16 protein-coding genes and 2 pseudogenes are annotated in these 15,608 nt (G+C 62.3%); 8 read left to right on the forward strand and 10 right to left on the reverse strand.

What is annotated here, in order from left to right; genetic code table 11:
* Positions 1–9: 9 nt before the first annotated feature.
* The 5 genes from ruvB to aspS form a co-directional block, all read right to left on the reverse strand.
* A complete protein-coding gene (gene ruvB, locus TQ98_RS20685) occupies positions 10–1,062 on the reverse strand; it encodes a Holliday junction branch migration DNA helicase RuvB (protein ID WP_044871484.1) in 1,053 nt (350 codons plus the stop codon).
* A 6-nt stretch (positions 1,063–1,068) separates the two neighbouring features.
* The gene (gene ruvA, locus TQ98_RS20690) at positions 1,069–1,674 is read right to left on the reverse strand and encodes a Holliday junction branch migration protein RuvA (RefSeq protein ID WP_044871485.1); all 606 of its coding nucleotides are present in this window, start codon (positions 1,672–1,674) and stop codon (positions 1,069–1,071) included.
* A gap of 21 nt (positions 1,675–1,695) precedes the next feature.
* Complete coding sequence (gene ruvC, locus TQ98_RS20695; RefSeq protein ID WP_044871486.1) at positions 1,696–2,220, reverse strand: crossover junction endodeoxyribonuclease RuvC; 525 nt, start codon at positions 2,218–2,220, stop codon at positions 1,696–1,698.
* Between the two features lie 136 nt (positions 2,221–2,356).
* Positions 2,357–3,106, reverse strand: a complete 750-nt coding sequence (locus TQ98_RS20700; RefSeq protein WP_044871487.1) for a YebC/PmpR family DNA-binding transcriptional regulator — start codon at positions 3,104–3,106, stop codon at positions 2,357–2,359.
* Positions 3,107–3,168: 62 nt separating this feature from the next.
* Positions 3,169–4,944: an aspartate--tRNA ligase gene (gene aspS / locus TQ98_RS20705; protein ID WP_103103032.1), complete on the reverse strand. Its 1,776-nt coding sequence runs from the start codon at positions 4,942–4,944 to the stop codon at positions 3,169–3,171.
* 263 nt (positions 4,945–5,207) lie between these two features.
* On the opposite strand from aspS, the gene TQ98_RS20710 reads away from it, so the two are divergent.
* The 5 genes and pseudogenes from TQ98_RS20710 to TQ98_RS27945 all read left to right on the forward strand — a co-directional run bounded on the left by TQ98_RS20710 (position 5,208) and on the right by TQ98_RS27945 (position 8,556).
* Complete coding sequence (locus TQ98_RS20710; RefSeq protein ID WP_044871488.1) at positions 5,208–6,026, forward strand: SDR family NAD(P)-dependent oxidoreductase; 819 nt, start codon at positions 5,208–5,210, stop codon at positions 6,024–6,026.
* Between the two features lie 134 nt (positions 6,027–6,160).
* Positions 6,161–6,631, forward strand: a complete 471-nt coding sequence (locus tag TQ98_RS20715; protein WP_044871489.1) for a Dps family protein — start codon at positions 6,161–6,163, stop codon at positions 6,629–6,631.
* A gap of 103 nt (positions 6,632–6,734) precedes the next feature.
* Positions 6,735–7,802, forward strand: a complete 1,068-nt coding sequence (locus TQ98_RS20720; RefSeq protein ID WP_044871490.1) for a GGDEF domain-containing protein — start codon at positions 6,735–6,737, stop codon at positions 7,800–7,802.
* A gap of 151 nt (positions 7,803–7,953) precedes the next feature.
* Positions 7,954–8,277 (forward strand): annotated as a pseudogene (locus TQ98_RS28285) (cold shock domain-containing protein membrane protein); the annotation flags it as partial.
* 54 nt (positions 8,278–8,331) lie between these two features.
* On the forward strand, positions 8,332–8,556 hold the full coding sequence (locus tag TQ98_RS27945; RefSeq protein ID WP_162945915.1) for a cold-shock protein: 225 nt from the start codon (positions 8,332–8,334) through the stop codon (positions 8,554–8,556).
* A gap of 77 nt (positions 8,557–8,633) precedes the next feature.
* Here TQ98_RS27945 and TQ98_RS20730 read toward each other — a convergent pair.
* The 3 genes and pseudogenes from TQ98_RS20730 to TQ98_RS20740 form a co-directional block, all read right to left on the reverse strand.
* A pseudogene (locus tag TQ98_RS20730) lies at positions 8,634–8,900 on the reverse strand (group II intron reverse transcriptase/maturase); the annotation flags it as partial.
* A gap of 385 nt (positions 8,901–9,285) precedes the next feature.
* Positions 9,286–9,492 carry a SlyX family protein gene (locus tag TQ98_RS20735; protein WP_044873853.1) on the reverse strand — a complete coding sequence of 69 codons (207 nt, stop codon included), beginning with the start codon at positions 9,490–9,492 and terminating at the stop codon, positions 9,286–9,288.
* A 3-nt stretch (positions 9,493–9,495) separates the two neighbouring features.
* Positions 9,496–9,921, reverse strand: coding sequence for an HIT domain-containing protein (locus TQ98_RS20740; protein WP_044873852.1), 426 nt, complete (start codon positions 9,919–9,921; stop codon positions 9,496–9,498).
* Positions 9,922–10,628: 707 nt separating this feature from the next.
* On the opposite strand from TQ98_RS20740, the gene TQ98_RS20745 reads away from it, so the two are divergent.
* Positions 10,629–11,966, forward strand: coding sequence for an OprD family porin (locus TQ98_RS20745; RefSeq protein ID WP_044873851.1), 1,338 nt, complete (start codon positions 10,629–10,631; stop codon positions 11,964–11,966).
* A 113-nt stretch (positions 11,967–12,079) separates the two neighbouring features.
* Here TQ98_RS20745 and TQ98_RS20750 read toward each other — a convergent pair whose 3' ends face one another.
* Positions 12,080–12,448: a PaaI family thioesterase gene (locus tag TQ98_RS20750; protein ID WP_044874137.1), complete on the reverse strand. Its 369-nt coding sequence runs from the start codon at positions 12,446–12,448 to the stop codon at positions 12,080–12,082.
* A 158-nt stretch (positions 12,449–12,606) separates the two neighbouring features.
* Between TQ98_RS20750 and TQ98_RS20755 the strand changes: the two genes are divergently transcribed.
* Both TQ98_RS20755 and TQ98_RS20760 read left to right on the forward strand, forming a co-directional pair.
* Entirely contained in the window at positions 12,607–14,322 is a 1,716-nt protein-coding gene (locus TQ98_RS20755; protein WP_044873850.1) for a proline--tRNA ligase, read from the forward strand.
* An 8-nt stretch (positions 14,323–14,330) separates the two neighbouring features.
* Positions 14,331–15,287, forward strand: coding sequence for a hypothetical protein (locus TQ98_RS20760; RefSeq protein ID WP_044873849.1), 957 nt, complete (start codon positions 14,331–14,333; stop codon positions 15,285–15,287).
* Positions 15,288–15,328: 41 nt separating this feature from the next.
* Here the strand turns inward: TQ98_RS20760 and TQ98_RS20765 are convergent, their stop codons facing one another.
* Positions 15,329–15,604, reverse strand: a complete 276-nt coding sequence (locus tag TQ98_RS20765; protein WP_044873848.1) for an acylphosphatase — start codon at positions 15,602–15,604, stop codon at positions 15,329–15,331.
* Positions 15,605–15,608 lie beyond the last annotated feature (4 nt).

Raw genomic sequence — 15,608 nt, forward strand, 5'->3', positions numbered from 1 at the left:
CAAAAGTCGCTATTCGTCACCCGAACCGAACAAATCAGCGGTCGGATTGTCCGCCATGCGCTTGGGCAGGTTGAGCCCGAAGTGCAGGTATGCGTGACGGGTCACTACCCTCCCCCGCGGCGTCCGCATGATGTAGCCCTGCTGGATCAGGTAGGGCTCGAGGACATCTTCGATGGTGTGACGCTCTTCGCTGATGGCCGCCGCCAGGTTGTCGATGCCCACCGGACCGCCATCGAACTTGTCGATCATGGTCAGCAGGAGACGTCGGTCCTGGTGATCGAAGCCACGTTCATCCACATCCAGCAGATTCAGCGCCTTGTCGGCGATGGCACAGGTGATCTGGCCCTGTCCGCGCACTTCGGCAAAGTCCCGCACGCGGCGCAACAGGCGGTTGGCGATACGCGGCGTACCACGGGCGCGGCGGGCGATTTCGAAGGCACCTTCCGGCTCGATATGCAGGCCGAGGATGCCGGCAGAACGGGCGACGATGGTGGCCAGGTCCTGGGTGCTGTAGAACTCCAGGCGCTGGACGATACCGAAACGGTCCCGCAGCGGGTTGGTCAGCATGCCGGCGCGGGTGGTGGCGCCCACCAGGGTGAAAGGCGGCAGGTCCAGCTTGATGGAGCGGGCCGCCGGGCCTTCACCGATCATGATGTCGAGCTGGAAGTCTTCCATCGCCGGGTAGAGCACTTCTTCCACGATGGGCGAGAGGCGGTGAATCTCGTCGACGAAGAGCACGTCGCCGGCTTCCAGGTTGGTCAAGAGCGCCGCCAGATCGCCTGGGCGCTCCAGAACGGGGCCGGAAGTGCTCTTGATCGCCACACCCATTTCGCTGGCGATGATGTTGGCCAGGGTGGTCTTGCCAAGGCCGGGAGGGCCGAAGATCAGCGTATGGTCGAGCGCCTCGGCCCGCCCCCTGGCAGCCTGAATGAACAGCTCCATCTGCTCGCGCACCACCGGCTGGCCGACGTAGTCAGCCAGCTTCAGCGGACGGATGGCACGGTCCAGTTGCTCGTCGCGGTCACGGCTGCTGGAAGTGATGAGGCGGTCGGCTTCGATCATGCGGGTTTACACCATTCCTTTCAGGGCGCGGCGGATCATTTCTTCGCTGGACAGCCCTTCTTCCTTCACGGCGGAAACGGCGCGGCTGGCTTCCTGGGGCTTGAAGCCGAGGGCGATCAGCGCACTGAGCGCGTCATTCTCAGCGCTGGAGACTGCCACGCCGAGCCGGGGTTCGACCACCAGGGGAGCGATGACCGGCATGCTTTCCCAGGCCTTGAATCGGTCCTTCAGCTCTACCAACAGGCGTTCGGCAGTCTTCTTGCCGACACCCGGTATCTTCACCAGGATCGAGGTGTCCTGGGCTTGCACGCAGCGCACCAGTTCGTCCACTTCCAGGCCGGACATCAGCGCCAGGGCCAGTTTCGGCCCCACGCCATTGAGACGGATCAGCTCACGAAACAGCTCACGGTCCCGTTTCTCGTAGAAGCCGAAGAGCAGATGGGCGTCTTCGCGCACCACCAGATGGGTGTGCAGGGTCACCGGATCGCCCACCGACGGCAGGCGATAGAGCGTGGTCATGGGCACTTCCAGCTCGTAGCCGACGCCGTTGACGTCGAGGATCAGGTGCGGCGGCTGTTTCTCCGCCAAGGTGCCACGCAAACGTCCAATCACGAAGTGCGTCCTTAAATGAAATTACAAACGAAGCCGGCCGCCCCGCCGCTTGGCGGTGGCGAGGCCGTGGGGAATCAGGCTCTGCCGGTGGTGCGCATGGCACAGGGCAATGGCCAGGGCATCGGAGGCGTCGATCTGGGGCTTCTGCACCAGCTTGAGCAGGTGCATGACCATCATCTGCACCTGCTGCTTGTCAGCACCACCGGTACCGGCGATGGCCTGCTTGACCTGGCTGGCGGTGTATTCGGCGATCTCCAGCCCAGCCTCTGCGGCCGCGACGATGGCCGCACCACGGGCCTGGCCCAGCTTGAGCGCGGAATCGGCGTTGCGCGCCATGAACACCTGTTCAATACCCATGGTCACTGGCCCATAGGTGCGGATCACTTCGCTCACGCCACGAAAGACGATCTGCAGGCGTTCCGGCAACTCACCGGCGCCGGTGCGGATGCAGCCGGACGCGATGTACTCGCAACCGCGTCCGGTGTCACGGACCACGCCGTAACCGGTGATGCGGGAGCCGGGGTCGATACCAAGAATCAGGGTCATGCCGCCGTAGGTTCCACGGGCCGACCCGGGGTCGGCACACTGTCTATTTATCCAGCCGCGAGTATACGGAGTGGCCCGCCAACAAAAAAGCCGGAAGCGCGCGCGGCGACTTCCGGCTTCGGGATCACACCAGGGCTCAGCCCAGCTGCTCCATGATTTCGTCAGAGATTTCGGCGTTGTGGTAGACGTTCTGGACGTCGTCCAGGTCTTCCAGCATGTCGATCAGCTTCATGACCTTCTGCGCGGTTTCCAGGTCGGCGATGGGCGCAGTGATGGACGGGATCATCGCCACTTCGGCCTCGTCACCCTTGAAGCCGGCGGCGGTCAGTGCCTCGTTCACCGAGAGGAAGTCGGCGAAGGTGGTGTAAACCTCGACGGAGCCATCTTCTTCGGCCACCACGTCATCGGCGCCGGCTTCCAGCGCCGCCTCCATCAGGGCTTCTTCGTTGACGCCGGGGGCGTAGCTGATCTGGCCCTTGCGATCGAACATATAGGCCACCGAGCCGTCGGTGCCCAAGTTACCGCCGCACTTGCTGAAGGCGTGACGCACTTCGGCCGCGGTGCGGTTGCGGTTGTCGGTCATGGCTTCGACGATGATGGCCACACCGCTCGGCGCGTAACCTTCGTAGCTCAGCTCCACCATGTTGTCGGCGTCGTTGGAGCCGGCGCCACGGGCAATGGCGCGATCAATGGTGTCGCGGGTCATGTTCGCGGTCAGTGCCTTGTCCACGGCCAGGCGCAGGCGCGGGTTGTCCGCCGGGCTCGGGCCGCCGTGCTTGGCTGCAACGGTCAGCTCACGAATGAGCTTGGTGAAGATCTTGCCGCGCTTGGCGTCCTGCCGTTCTTTGCGGTGCTTGATGTTGGCCCATTTGGAATGACCAGCCATAACTGACTCCGTACTCTACTGAACGGACGGCGCCCTGTGGCGTCGTCTCGGGTTGGTTCTACTTACTCGGCCTTGGCCTGCTCGCGCAGGCGGATGTTCAGCTCGCGCAGGGCCTTGGCATCCACGGTACCCGGTGCCTGGGTCATGACGTCGCCGGCGCTCTGGGTTTTCGGGAAGGCAATCACTTCGCGGATCGACGAAGCGCCGGTCATCAGCATCACCAGTCGGTCCAGGCCAAACGCCAGGCCACCGTGCGGCGGCGCGCCGTACTTCAGCGCATCGAGGAGGAAGCCGAACTTCTCTTCCTGTTCCGCATCGTCGATGCCGAGTACGCGGAACACCGCCTGCTGCATGGACTTGTCGTGGATACGGATGGAGCCGCCGCCCAGTTCGGTGCCGTTGAGCACCATGTCGTAGGCGCGGGACAGGGCCGCAGCCGGGTTGGCTTCCAGCTCTTCCGGGGTGCACTTGGGCGAGGTGAACGGGTGGTGCAGCGAAGTCAGGCTGCCGTCATCGTTCTCTTCGAACATCGGGAAGTCCACGACCCACATCGGCGCCCACTCCTTGGTGAGCAGCTTGAGGTCGTGGCCGACCTTGATACGTAGCGCGCCCAGGGCGTCGCAAACGATCTTGGCCTTGTCGGCGCCGAAGAACACGATGTCGCCATCAACCGCGCCAACGCGATCGAGGATCACATTCAGATTCTCTTCGGGGATGAACTTGACGATGGGCGACTGCAGGCCTTCGACGCCCTTCGCGCGCTCGTTGACCTTGATGTAGGCCAGGCCCTTGGCACCGTAGATGCCGACGAACTTGGTGTAGTCGTCGATCTGGCTGCGCGGCATGGAAGCGGCACCCGGGACACGCAGGGCGGCAACGCGACCTTTCGGATCGTTGGCCGGGCCGGAGAACACCTTGAATTCCACTTCATTCAGCTGGTCGGCGACGTCAACCAGTTCCAGCGGGATCCGCAGGTCCGGCTTGTCCGAACCGTAGCGGCGCATGGCCTCTTCGAAGGGCATGTGCGGGAATTCGTCGAACTCGACGTTCAGCACTTCCTTGAACAGCTGGCGCACCATCTTCTCGGTGATGTGGATGATGTCGCTTTCTTCGAGGAAGCTGGTCTCGATGTCGATCTGGGTGAATTCCGGCTGGCGGTCGGCACGCAGGTCTTCGTCGCGGAAGCACTTGGCGATCTGGTAGTAGCGGTCGAAGCCGGCCACCATCAGGAGCTGCTTGAACAGCTGGGGCGACTGCGGCAGGGCGAAGAAGTGGCCCGGGTAGGTACGGCTCGGCACCAGGTAGTCGCGCGCGCCTTCAGGCGTCGGACGGCCGAGGATCGGGGTTTCCACATCGAGGAAGCCGTTTTCGTCCAGGTAGCGACGAATACTGCTGGTGATGCGCGCGCGCAGCTTCAGCTTGGCGGCCATTTCCGGACGGCGCAGGTCGATGAAGCGGTAGCGCAGGCGGGTTTCCTCGCCCACGTCGGAGTATTCGTCCAGCGGGAACGGCGGGGTTTCGGCCTGGTTCAGCACTTCCAGCTCGTAACCCAGCACTTCGATGGCACCGGACGCCATGTTGGCGTTGCGCGCGCCTTCCGGACGCAGACGCACCTTGCCGGTGATCTTCACCACATACTCACTGCGCACACGGTCGGCGCGGGCGAAGGTTTCTACGCGGTCCGGGTCGAATACAACCTGAGCCAGGCCTTCGCGGTCACGGATGTCGAGGAAAATGACCCCGCCGTGGTCGCGGCGGCGGTGTACCCAACCGCAGAGGGTGACTTCCTGGCCATCCAGGCTCTCGTTCAGTTGGCCGCAATAGTGGCTGCGCATCATGGTCGTGTTTCGCTTCTCTTGAGTCGTGAATTCGTCCGCCCCATGGGCGGCGGAGCATCCGGCGGAGGTGCAACCCCTTGCCGGACAGGCCGGGGTTCGCGGCAAAGAGCGGAATTATATAGAGATACATTGACAAAACACAGCCGCCCGGCCGCCACCAGAAGGCACGGCCCGGCCTGCCCGCCTTGCTGGGCCGAAGGGCAGTGACTAAGCTCGCCAGCACTCGCCCGACGGACGGAGGCGAGCGCACAGGGAGAGAAAGGATGCCATCGTTTGCAGGGAAGGTCGCCGTCATCACGGGTGCAGGTTCCGGTATCGGCCGGGCCCTGGCCGGCCAGTTGGCCGCCCAGGGTTGCCATCTTGCCCTCGCCGACATAGACGCCGACAGCCTGGAAGCCACCGCCGCACCATTGCGCCGCGAAGGCCTGCGACTATCCACCCATGTGCTGGATGTCGCCGACCGCGACGCTGTGCACGTCTTTGCCGACCGGGTCATGACTCACCACGGCGGCGCCCATCTGGTGATCAACAACGCCGGCGTGACCGTTTCGCAGACCATCGCCGAGCTCCGCTACGACGACTTCGAATGGCTGATGGGCATCAACTTCTGGGGAGTGGTCCATGGGACCAAGGCCTTCCTGCCCCACCTCCTGGCCCAGGGTGAAGGCCATATCGTCAATCTGTCGAGCATCTTCGGCATCGTCAGCGTGCCCACCCAGGGCGCCTACAACGCCAGCAAGTTCGCCGTACGAGGTTTCACCGAAGCGCTGCGCCAGGAACTCCACCGCACGCCCATCAAGGTCACTTGCGTCCATCCTGGCGGAATTCGCACCAATATTGCCCGCTCTGCGCGCTTCTACCAGGGTGCTGACGGCAGGACGGATGCCAGCCGGGCCGCCGCCCGGTTCGATCGATTGGCCCGCACCTCCGCCGAGCAGGCCGCCGGGATCATCATCAAGGGCGTCCAGTCTGGCCGGCCACGCATCATGGTCGGGGCCGACGCACGCTTCCTCGATCACTTGCAGCGACTGCTGCCGGCCGCCTACCCCCGCCTGCTGGGCAAGCTGATGAAAAAGGGCTGAATCGCGTAGAAGCCAATGACTTATAACCATCGCGATCATTGATGGAAGACAAGACAGACCCACGCCCGAGCCATGTTAGGCTCTGCCCATCACGGACCCGATCCGGGCCATAAGCTACCGACAGGAGAATTGGTATGGAAATCAACATCGGAATTGCCGAGCAGGATCGCGCAGCCATCGCCGAGGGCCTGTCCCGTCTGCTGGCCGATACCTACACCCTCTATCTCAAGACCCACAACTTCCACTGGAACGTGACCGGTCCGATGTTCAACACGCTACACCTGATGTTCGAGGGGCAATACAACGAACTGTCCCTGGCTGTAGACGCCATCGCCGAGCGCATCCGCGCCCTGGGCTTCCCGGCTCCGGGCACCTACGCCGCCTATTCCCGCCTGTCGTCCATCAAGGAAGAAGAAGGCGTGCCGTCTGCCGAGGACATGATCAAGCAACTGGTACAGGGTCAGGAAGCGGTGGTGCGTACCGCCCGCGGCATCTTCCCGCTGCTGGACAAGGTCAGCGACGAACCCACCGCCGATCTCCTCACCCAACGCATGCAGGTCCATGAAAAGACCGCCTGGATGCTTCGCAGCCTGCTCGCAGCCTGACTGAAAGTGCAGCAAAAGGCCCGGAAGGACGGGCCTTTTGCTATGCGCGAATGTCCGCCTGCTCTATGCTCTGGCAATTCGATATCTCCCCACAGTGAAGTGCATGAGCCAGCCTCCGAAACCTCCGTCGCTGCTTGAGCTTTTTCCCGAAGAAACCCGAGAAGCCGCCGACCTTTTGAAGCAGGCCGTACCTCACATGGTGCGCCACGCCATTCCACCGAATCCGATTCACTATGCGCTCTGGTACAGCTACAGCAAGGGCCTGGAACCGGACCTGAATCGCCGCCTGGACAAGATCACCAAGGACTTCGACGTCTTTCCGCCGGAATCGGCCATCAAGCTGTTTCGCGAATTCATTATTCGCGGCGAGCTGGAAGAGGCACGCCAGGGCCAGCAGCAAGTCATCGAACTGGTGGACGACATCGAGGTGGACGTCAGCCGCAGCGTGAGCGGTAGCCAGGCCTACCAGCAAAGCCTGACGGCGGGCCTGGCCGCCTTGCACGAACCCATCATCGATGACCTGCCCAGCGTGCTGAACCACCTCCAGGAAAGCACGCAGCTGATGCAGGAACAGCAGGAACAGTTCCTCTATCGCCTCCGCGCCGCACAATCGGAAATTCAGCACCTGCGCAACGAGCTGGAGCGCGCTCAACTGGCCGCCACCCTGGATGGACTGACCCAGGTATTCAACCGCCAGGCATTCACCCGTCTGCTGGAGCAATCCCTTAAAAGCGGACAGGAGCGATTGGCGCTGGTCATGCTGGATATCGACCACTTCAAGCAGTTCAACGACCAGTTCGGCCACCCACTGGGCGATCGTGTACTCCAGCACGTAGGCCAATTGCTGCGTGAGCTGCTGCCCCCTCGCGCCATGGCGGGCCGCTACGGCGGTGAGGAGTTCTGCGTCCTGCTGCGCGATTGCCGGGATCTCGAGTCAGCTCGCACCTTCGCCGAACAACTGCGCGGCAAGATGCAGGCACTGCGGGTCAAGGTCCGTCGGACGGACCAGATCCTGGACACCATCACCGCAAGCTTTGGCCTGGCCCTGGCCGAACCCAGCGATACCCTCGAAAGCCTCATCACCCGTGCCGACGACGCCCTCTACCAGGCGAAGCGGAACGGCCGCAATCAGGTGCACCCTCCGGCCCCTGAACCTGCGCTAACCGCTTGATTTGAGTAGCCCTGCCCTTTCCTGTTAAATACAGCGCGTGCCGCATGCCGATCCTGGGTCATGCCGCATAGGCCGGCGCCCGCGCCATTTTCATCCCGCGCGGTCCGGCTCTTCCGTCAGAGATTCCGTGTCCAAGGTGAATCCATTGAATATGCTGAAAACCGTCCATCTGTTGACGGGCGCTGCCGCTTTGCTGCTGTCGTTCATCCCGAGTCTGCGTGCTGATGCCCTGCCCTACCTGCAACAACCCGATGCTCTGTACCTGGCCTTCTGCGGCCTGCTCAACCTGCTGATGGCGCCGGTGGTTCCGACCTGGGCGAAAGGCCTGCGCAACCAACTGCAGAACCTGGTCTCCGCCCTGCTGGTGCTGGCGGTGATCCTGCAGACCCTGTTCCTTCTCGCGCCTCTGCCGACCGTCGGCGAGCAGCCGGCCATTCTGGTCAGCATCCTGCCCCTGATCCTGGCCGTGGCAGTTCACCTGGCCATCAATCTGCGCAAGGTCACCCAGACCGCCCCCCTGCCCCAGGATCTGTCCAATCGCGAGACCGGCACCGTGAAGTGGTTCAACACGTCCAAAGGTTTCGGCTTCATTTCCCGCGACTCCGGGGATGACATCTTCGTGCACTTTCGCGCCATTCGCGGCGAAGGCCACCGCGTGCTGATCGAGGGCCAGCGCGTGGAGTTCTCGGTAATCCAGCGGGACAAGGGCCTGCAGGCGGAAGACGTGATCGCCGCCCTACCCAGCCGACGCTGAGCCAGAATCGAGTAGGAGGTGGGGTCGCCCCCACCGTCCTCTCACACCACCGTACGTACGGTTCCGTATACGGCGGTTCAGGTCATACGGCTAAGCCGAGTCATCGTATCCAGTATCGACACCAGTCCAAGCGCGTCCCAGCACTTCTTCGGCAGCGCCTGCCGCAGGTGCAGGGCACCGGCGTTCCACCAGGGGCCGCGCCCGTTGGTGGCCGACTTCCAGGCCCGCTCCTCCGGTAAACCCAGGCGCATCAGCATGCGTGCCCGGGTAACCGGTCGCTTCCAGTGCCGCCACAGCACATTGCGCAGCAACCGCCGCACCCAGCCATCCAGCGCTTCCACGGGCCNTAGCACGCTGGCAAGCGCACAGATCTCCCAGGGTAATTCGCGCGACCTTCCGGCTTATGCCTGGCGGATTTACGTCGTAGCGTGCCGTGCAAGTACCGGGCTTTGACGATTTGGGCCGCCTCACCCCGCTACGCCGCCTCCATCCGCTTCCTGTTCGTCAGGCCAGCCATTTGCTTCCGGCTTCCTTCAGATTCGCAGTCACCCGCGACACCCTTGCCTTCCGCTAGCACTTCCCCTTGCCGGGCGTGCAGAGGACTTCCACCTCCAAGTCGTCCAGTTCACCACCACAGTGAACCGAACAGCGCCAGTCACGGCGCTACGCGCCATGCCTGGCGCACCCATGAAAAAAGCCCGCCAATTGGCGGGCTTTTTCTTTGGGGAATCAGTAATGAGGCGGCGGCGCCTCATCTTCGCCAGGGCCGAACTGGCTGAGCAGTTCTTCCTGCCGCTTGGCCAATGCCGCCAACTGCAACTGGAGACGGTCCACCGTCCGCTGCTGCTCCACCAGCACGTCATTGAGGGTCTGGATGGTGTCATCCTGGAAGGCCAGACGGCTTTCCAGGTCAGCGATGCGCATTTCCAGGCTCATGACTCAGCCCTCCAGGAAGCGGAAATCATCGGCCAGCACCAGGCGAAGTTTGGCGCGAATGGCAGCCACCTCCTCCGCAGAATAAGCCACGGCCGGATGGCGTCCCCAGACCGGTGCAGGCCAGGCCACGTCGCCACGGCGGCGAACGATCACGTGCATATGCAACTGACTGACCATATTGCCCAAGGTCGCGACATTCATCTTGTCGGCGCCAAAGGTGTCCTTGAGCGTTTCCGCCAGGAAAGTGGTTTCCTGCCAGAGTTGCCGCTGCTCGTCGTCGCCAAGCTGGAACAGCTCGCTGACCTCCTCGCGGCGCGGCACCAGGATGAACCAGGGGTACTGGGCATCGTTCATCAGCAGCAGCCGACACAGGGGGAAATCACCGATAGGCAGGGTGTCCTGCTGAAGTCTTGGGTCCAGGGCGAACATACTGGCCTCTCCTGTTCGACGGTTTGGGATTCTGAGCTTAACACCCCAGCCGGCGGCTGAAGTCAGGGCGCGCAGCATAGCCAAGCCTCGGGCCGAGCGAAACAAGATTGCCCTGGCTACCTATATAGAAGAGGAGCTGGCAGAAGGAGCGTTACCGCACGCATCAGGATCGCGCATCGTTAACATATTGTTACCGACCACCACATCTGGACGAACGTGACGCGGGGCCAGGCGCACCGCACGCCTTCCGGAGAATGACTGTCAAGAGCCACCTGGCGTGCAACGTGCCTCATTTCAGGGCACCCCATTCCCTTTCCAGCCACACCAGCATCAGGAGTTAGACACACTGGAACGACCGCGCCACCTGACCCGTGAAGAAATTCACACAAGCCGGCGCGGTTTGTGCACGCTTTTTGCCTGAAAGGTGCCAGGTCACAGGCGGACCAGGGGACAACTGCAAGGAAAGCCCCACCCGCAAAGTGCCTCAGATACATAGGGGTCGAAGGGATGCAAGGCAAAACCTATAGATATGCGACACAGTTCTTCTCGATTCGCGACAGCACTGTGAAGAAATCGTAAGGACCCGGATTCAACTATCGCCATTATTGTCGCCGTGCTATAAGTTAGCGCCGACACAAAAAGAAAGAACCGCCTTCAATCAATTAAAGAAAGCGGCGAAAATCTTCAAAACCAAAGGAGCAATCACAATGCAAGTGATGAAGTGGAGCGCACTGGCTCTGGCCGTGACCGCCGGTACCATGCAATTGGCTTTTGCCAGCGCCCAGGAAGAGTCCAAGGGCTTCGTAGAAGACAGCAACCTGACCCTGCTGAACAAGAACTACTTCTTCTGGCGCGACTTCCGCAACAATCCGAGCACCAGCCAGAACTACCGTAAAGAATGGGCCCATGGCATCAGCGCCATGTACGAGTCCGGCTATACCCAAGGCACCGTTGGCTTCGGCGTTGACGCCCACGCCATGCTGGGCCTGAAGCTGGACAGCGGCAACGGCACCAATGGTACCGGCCTGCTGCCGACTGGCTCCGACGGTCGCTCCCAGGACGAGTACTCCTATGTTGGCGGCGCTGTTAAAGCGCAGTTCTCCAACACCCAGCTGAAGTACGGCAACCTCTTCCCGACCGCTCCGGTATTCGCCACCGGTACCGCTCGCCTGTTCCCGGGTTCCGCTGAAGGCTTCCAGCTGCTGAGCAGCGAGATCGAAGGCCTGAACGTCGACGCCGGCCACTTCACCTCCATCCGTGACGGTAGCGCCTCCACCAACCGCCACGGCGAAATCACCACCACCTACACCGGCATCGCCAGCAACAGCGCCGACTATGTAGGCGGTTCCTACGCCTTCACCGACAACGTCAGCGCCAGCCTGTACGGTGCCGAGCTGGAAGACATCTGGCGCCAGTACTACGGCAACCTGAACTGGAACATTCCGCTCAGCGACAAGCAGGCCCTGAACTTCGACGCCAACATCTATCACACCAGCGATCAGGGCGACGCCAAAGCCGGCGAGCTCGATTCCAACGCCTGGTCGCTGGCTGCTGCCTACACCCTCGGCGCCCACAAGTTCACCCTGGCCTACCAGAAGATCAACGGTGACGAGCCCTTCGACTACATCTCGATGGACGGCCAGAACTCCGGCGACTCCATCTTCCTGGCCAACTCCGTCCAGTACTCCGACTTCAACGGTCCGAACGAGAAGTCCATCCAGGCTCGCTACGACCTGAACATGGCTGAGTATGGCATCCCCGGCCTGAGCTTCATGGCTCGCTACATCACCGGTGACGACGTTGACGGCACCAAGGCCGACCCGAACGGTGCCTTCGCTGGCCAGATCGGCGACGACGGCAAGGAATGGGAACGCGACATCGAAGCCAAGTACGTTGTTCAGGAAGGCCCGGCCAAAGACCTGTCCATCCGCATTCGTCACGCCAGCTGGCGTGCCAACAGCGACATGGCCTTCTTCGGCTCCGCTGGCGGCACTGCCAACGACGAAGTTCGCGTAATCACCGAGTACCCGCTGGATATCCTGTAATATCCCCTGCGTATACGTACGTGATAAAAGAAACCCGGCCTAGGCCGGGTTTCTTTTTGGGAAGAACTTGACTCCAGAGTCGATCAAATTTCTATCAAACAACTGTTCAAACTTTAACCAATTAACGGCAGAGCGTAAGTGCCAGTCACATGGGCGACGAGATCATCTTCGCTGCCATCGGAAAAGAGTGAAACTTCACATACCGCTTGACGCCGACCAAGTTTGAGTATCCGCGCTTCGGCGAATAGATCCACCGGTCTTGGCCGGGACAGGAAATTGATGTTCAAGTTGGACGTCACTGCCATCTCAACCTTGCCCAACTTCCCCAGTACCACGGCATACATCGCCGCATCAGCCAGCGCCATGATGGTCGGACCGGACAAGGTGCCGCCCGGACGCACCAGTTTGGGCTGGAAGGGCACCCGCGCCAGCGCGCCCTTGTCATCCAGCTGCTCGATCCGCAGGTCGATGTCGTCCGCCATGGGAACGCCATCCCGAATCAGTGCCTCTACCTGTACTGCCGTGAGCCCCACCACGTCGCCCTCCTCCGTCTTCCGGACCGCAATCCTGTACGCAACTTGATCAGGGCCGTACAATGCCGAGCCATTCAAACCCATCGCAACCGACATAACGGCCAAACATGCGTACCAGTCAGTACCTGCTGTCTACCCTCAAGGAAACCCCCGCCGATGCCGTGGTGATCAGCCACCAGCTGCTGCTGCGCGCCGGCATGATCCGCAAGCTCGCCTCCGGTCTTTATACCTGGCTGCCAATGGGCCTGCGGGTGCTGCGCAAGGTCGAGACGGTGGTCCGCGAAGAGATGAACGCCGCCGGTGCCCTGGAAGTGCTGATGCCCGCAATACAGCCTGCAGAGCTGTGGCAGGAGTCTGGCCGCTGGGAGCAATACGGCCCCGAGCTGCTGCGCCTGCACGACCGCCATGAACGCGAATTCTGCGTCGGCCCGACCCACGAAGAAGTCATCACTGACATGGCGCGCAATGAGCTGAACAGCTACAAGCAGCTGCCGATCAACTTCTACCAGATCCAGACCAAGTTCCGTGATGAAATCCGTCCGCGCTTCGGCCTGATGCGCGGCCGCGAGTTCGTGATGAAGGACGCCTACTCCTTCCACATGAACCAGGAATCGCTGCAGGAAACCTACGACCGCATGCACCAGGCCTACTGCAACGTGTTCAGTCGCCTGGGTCTGGATTTCCGCCCCGTGCTGGCCGACACCGGCTCCATCGGCGGTACCGGCTCCCACGAGTTCCACGTACTGGCCGAGTCCGGTGAAGACGACATCGCCTTCAGCGACAGCTCCGACTACGCCGCCAACGTCGAGAAGGCCGAAGCCCTGCCCCGCGAGACCGCGCGTCCCGCCCCGAGCCAGGAACTGAAGCTGGTCGACACCCCGAACACCAAGACCATCGCCGATCTGGTGGAGAACTTCAGCCTGCCGATCGAGAAAACCATCAAGACCCTTGTGGTCCATGGCGCCGAAGAAGGCACCCTGATCGCGCTGATCGTCCGCGGCGACCACGAACTGAACGAAATCAAGGCTGCCAACCTGCCCCAGGTCGCCAGCCCGCTGGTATTCGCCAGCGAAGCCGAACTGCGCCAGGCCATCGGTGCCGGCGCTGGCTCCCTCGGCCCGCGGAATCTGCCGCTGCCCTGTGTGGTGGACCGCTCCGTGGCCCTGATGAGCGACTTCGCCATCGGCGCCAACATCGACGACAAGCACTATTTCGGCGTCAACTGGGAGCGCGACCTGCCGCTGCCGGACGTCGCTGACCTGCGCAACGTAGTGGCAGGCGACCCGAGCCCGGACGGCAAGGGCACCCTGGTCATCAAGCGAGGCATCGAAGTCGGCCACATCTTCCAGCTGGGCACCAAGTACAGCGAGGCGATGAAGCTGAACGTCCTCGGCGAGAGTGGCAAGCCGGTAACCCTCATCATGGGCTGCTATGGCATCGGCGTATCCCGTGTGGTGGCCGCCGCCATCGAACAGAACTACGACGAGCGCGGCATTCTCTGGCCGCAGGCGCTGGCCCCCTTCCAGGTGGCCCTGGTTCCGCTCAAGTACGAAACGCCTGCCGTCAAGGAAGCCACCGACAAGCTCTACGCCGAGCTGCGCGCAGCCGGCGTCGATGTACTGCTGGACGACCGCGACAAGAAGACCAGCCCCGGCGTCAAATTCGCCGACATGGAGCTGATCGGCATTCCGCACCGGATCGTGGTAAGCGAACGTGGCCTGGCCGAAGGCAACCTGGAATACAAGAGCCGCCGTGAATCCGACAGCCAGATCGTACCGGCTGCCGACGTGCTCTCCTTCATCACCGCCCGCGTGAATCGCTGATCGAGAAAATGTCCAAGCGTAGTTCCTATCCCCTCGTGGGTGCCGCCCTGTGCGGCACCCTCTTCGTCAGCGGCTGTGCCAACCACCTGCCGCAGCGCAGCGAACACGAGGAACGTGTCGAGCGCAAACTGCTCAACCACAGCCTGCAGATCGAAGTTGGCGATCCACAGGTGCTGGAACTTCCGCAACGACGCATCCGCATCAACGAGCAGAAGACCTTCGAAGTCACTGAGTTCGAGGTCAGCCGCCATTACGATCGCTACACCCCCTACCAGCCCTGGCGGGAGCTGTATGAAGTCCCCCTGGGCGCGGTGGCGGTGGTCGCTGGCGTCGGCGCCAACGTGCTCAACGTGCTACTGCTCGGCAGCCTGCCGGACACGGCCACCAAGGACTGGATCAGCTACGGCTTCGCCGGCCTCAACCCGGCCATGAACGTGGAATCCAACGGCCGCTCCGAGCAGAACCTCGCTGCCATCGACGAGAAGCAGCTGGATAAGCGCATGGAGTATTCCAGCCTGCCCTGGGCGGAGCGTCCGGTGCAGGTCAAGGCTGGAACCCAGACCCACGAACTGGTCACCGACCGCCACGGCATCCTGCGCCTGAATCTGCTGGACGGGCCTTTTGCCGAGCAAGACGTCAGCCATATCGGCAAACTCCAGCTGAGCGTCGAAGATCCCCAGGACAACGCGCGGGCCGATGCCACGCTCGGCATCAGCCACGCCCTTCGCGGCAAACTGGTGGAAGCCCATGGACTGATCTTCGAGGACCTTGAAGACGACGAGGTGCCGCAGTGGGTCCATCGGGTCAAGCGCCTGTCGGAACTGGGCCTGGAAGAAGAAGCCAGCGAACTGGAGCAGAGCCTGATCGAGCTGACCCGCAACGATCCGGAACTTCAGGAAGAGTTTCTCCACTCCCTGATGAAGGATGCTGGGCGCCTGGCGGCGGACCCCGGTGATTCGGACTGAGCCAGCCAGGGAGCGGGCCCGACTCGCTCCCTTCCACCGGCTCAGCGCCGCACGATAAAACCGGTAATACCCTGCAAAGGCTGCTCTTGAAGCACCACTTCGGTCACCTGCGCATCCGGCGGTCCCTGTTCCAGCCAGGCCGCCAACGCCCGTACCGCCTCCTCCTCGCCTTCCATCAGCACTTCGACCCGGCCATCCGCCAGGTTGCGAACCCAGCCGTCCAGTTCCAGGTGGTCGGCCTGCTCCTGAGTGGATTGACGGTAGTAGACCCCCTGTACCTTGCCGTTCACAAAGCCATGCAGACAAATTCGCGCCATCGCC

Origin of the sequence: Pseudomonas sp. LFM046 (assembly GCF_000949385.2) — a bacterium.
Taxonomy (GTDB): Bacteria; Pseudomonadota; Gammaproteobacteria; order Pseudomonadales; family Pseudomonadaceae; genus Metapseudomonas.

Coding starts and splice junctions, on each gene's coding strand:
- TQ98_RS20750 (WP_044874137.1), bottom strand. CDS start 12,448: ATGGCGGACGACATCGACCTGCGGATCGAGCAGCTGGATGACAAGGGC.
- TQ98_RS20755 (WP_044873850.1), top strand. CDS start 12,607: ATGCGTACCAGTCAGTACCTGCTGTCTACCCTCAAGGAAACCCCCGCC.
- TQ98_RS20715 (WP_044871489.1), top strand. CDS start 6,161: ATGGAAATCAACATCGGAATTGCCGAGCAGGATCGCGCAGCCATCGCC.
- ruvC (WP_044871486.1), bottom strand. CDS start 2,220: ATGACCCTGATTCTTGGTATCGACCCCGGCTCCCGCATCACCGGTTAC.
- aspS (WP_103103032.1), bottom strand. CDS start 4,944: ATGATGCGCAGCCACTATTGCGGCCAACTGAACGAGAGCCTGGATGGC.
- TQ98_RS20735 (WP_044873853.1), bottom strand. CDS start 9,492: ATGAGCCTGGAAATGCGCATCGCTGACCTGGAAAGCCGTCTGGCCTTC.
- TQ98_RS20760 (WP_044873849.1), top strand. CDS start 14,331: ATGTCCAAGCGTAGTTCCTATCCCCTCGTGGGTGCCGCCCTGTGCGGC.
- TQ98_RS20720 (WP_044871490.1), top strand. CDS start 6,735: ATGAGCCAGCCTCCGAAACCTCCGTCGCTGCTTGAGCTTTTTCCCGAA.
- TQ98_RS20700 (WP_044871487.1), bottom strand. CDS start 3,106: ATGGCTGGTCATTCCAAATGGGCCAACATCAAGCACCGCAAAGAACGG.
- TQ98_RS20710 (WP_044871488.1), top strand. CDS start 5,208: ATGCCATCGTTTGCAGGGAAGGTCGCCGTCATCACGGGTGCAGGTTCC.
- TQ98_RS20745 (WP_044873851.1), top strand. CDS start 10,629: ATGCAAGTGATGAAGTGGAGCGCACTGGCTCTGGCCGTGACCGCCGGT.
- TQ98_RS20740 (WP_044873852.1), bottom strand. CDS start 9,921: ATGTTCGCCCTGGACCCAAGACTTCAGCAGGACACCCTGCCTATCGGT.
- TQ98_RS20765 (WP_044873848.1), bottom strand. CDS start 15,604: ATGGCGCGAATTTGTCTGCATGGCTTTGTGAACGGCAAGGTACAGGGG.
- ruvB (WP_044871484.1), bottom strand. CDS start 1,062: ATGATCGAAGCCGACCGCCTCATCACTTCCAGCAGCCGTGACCGCGAC.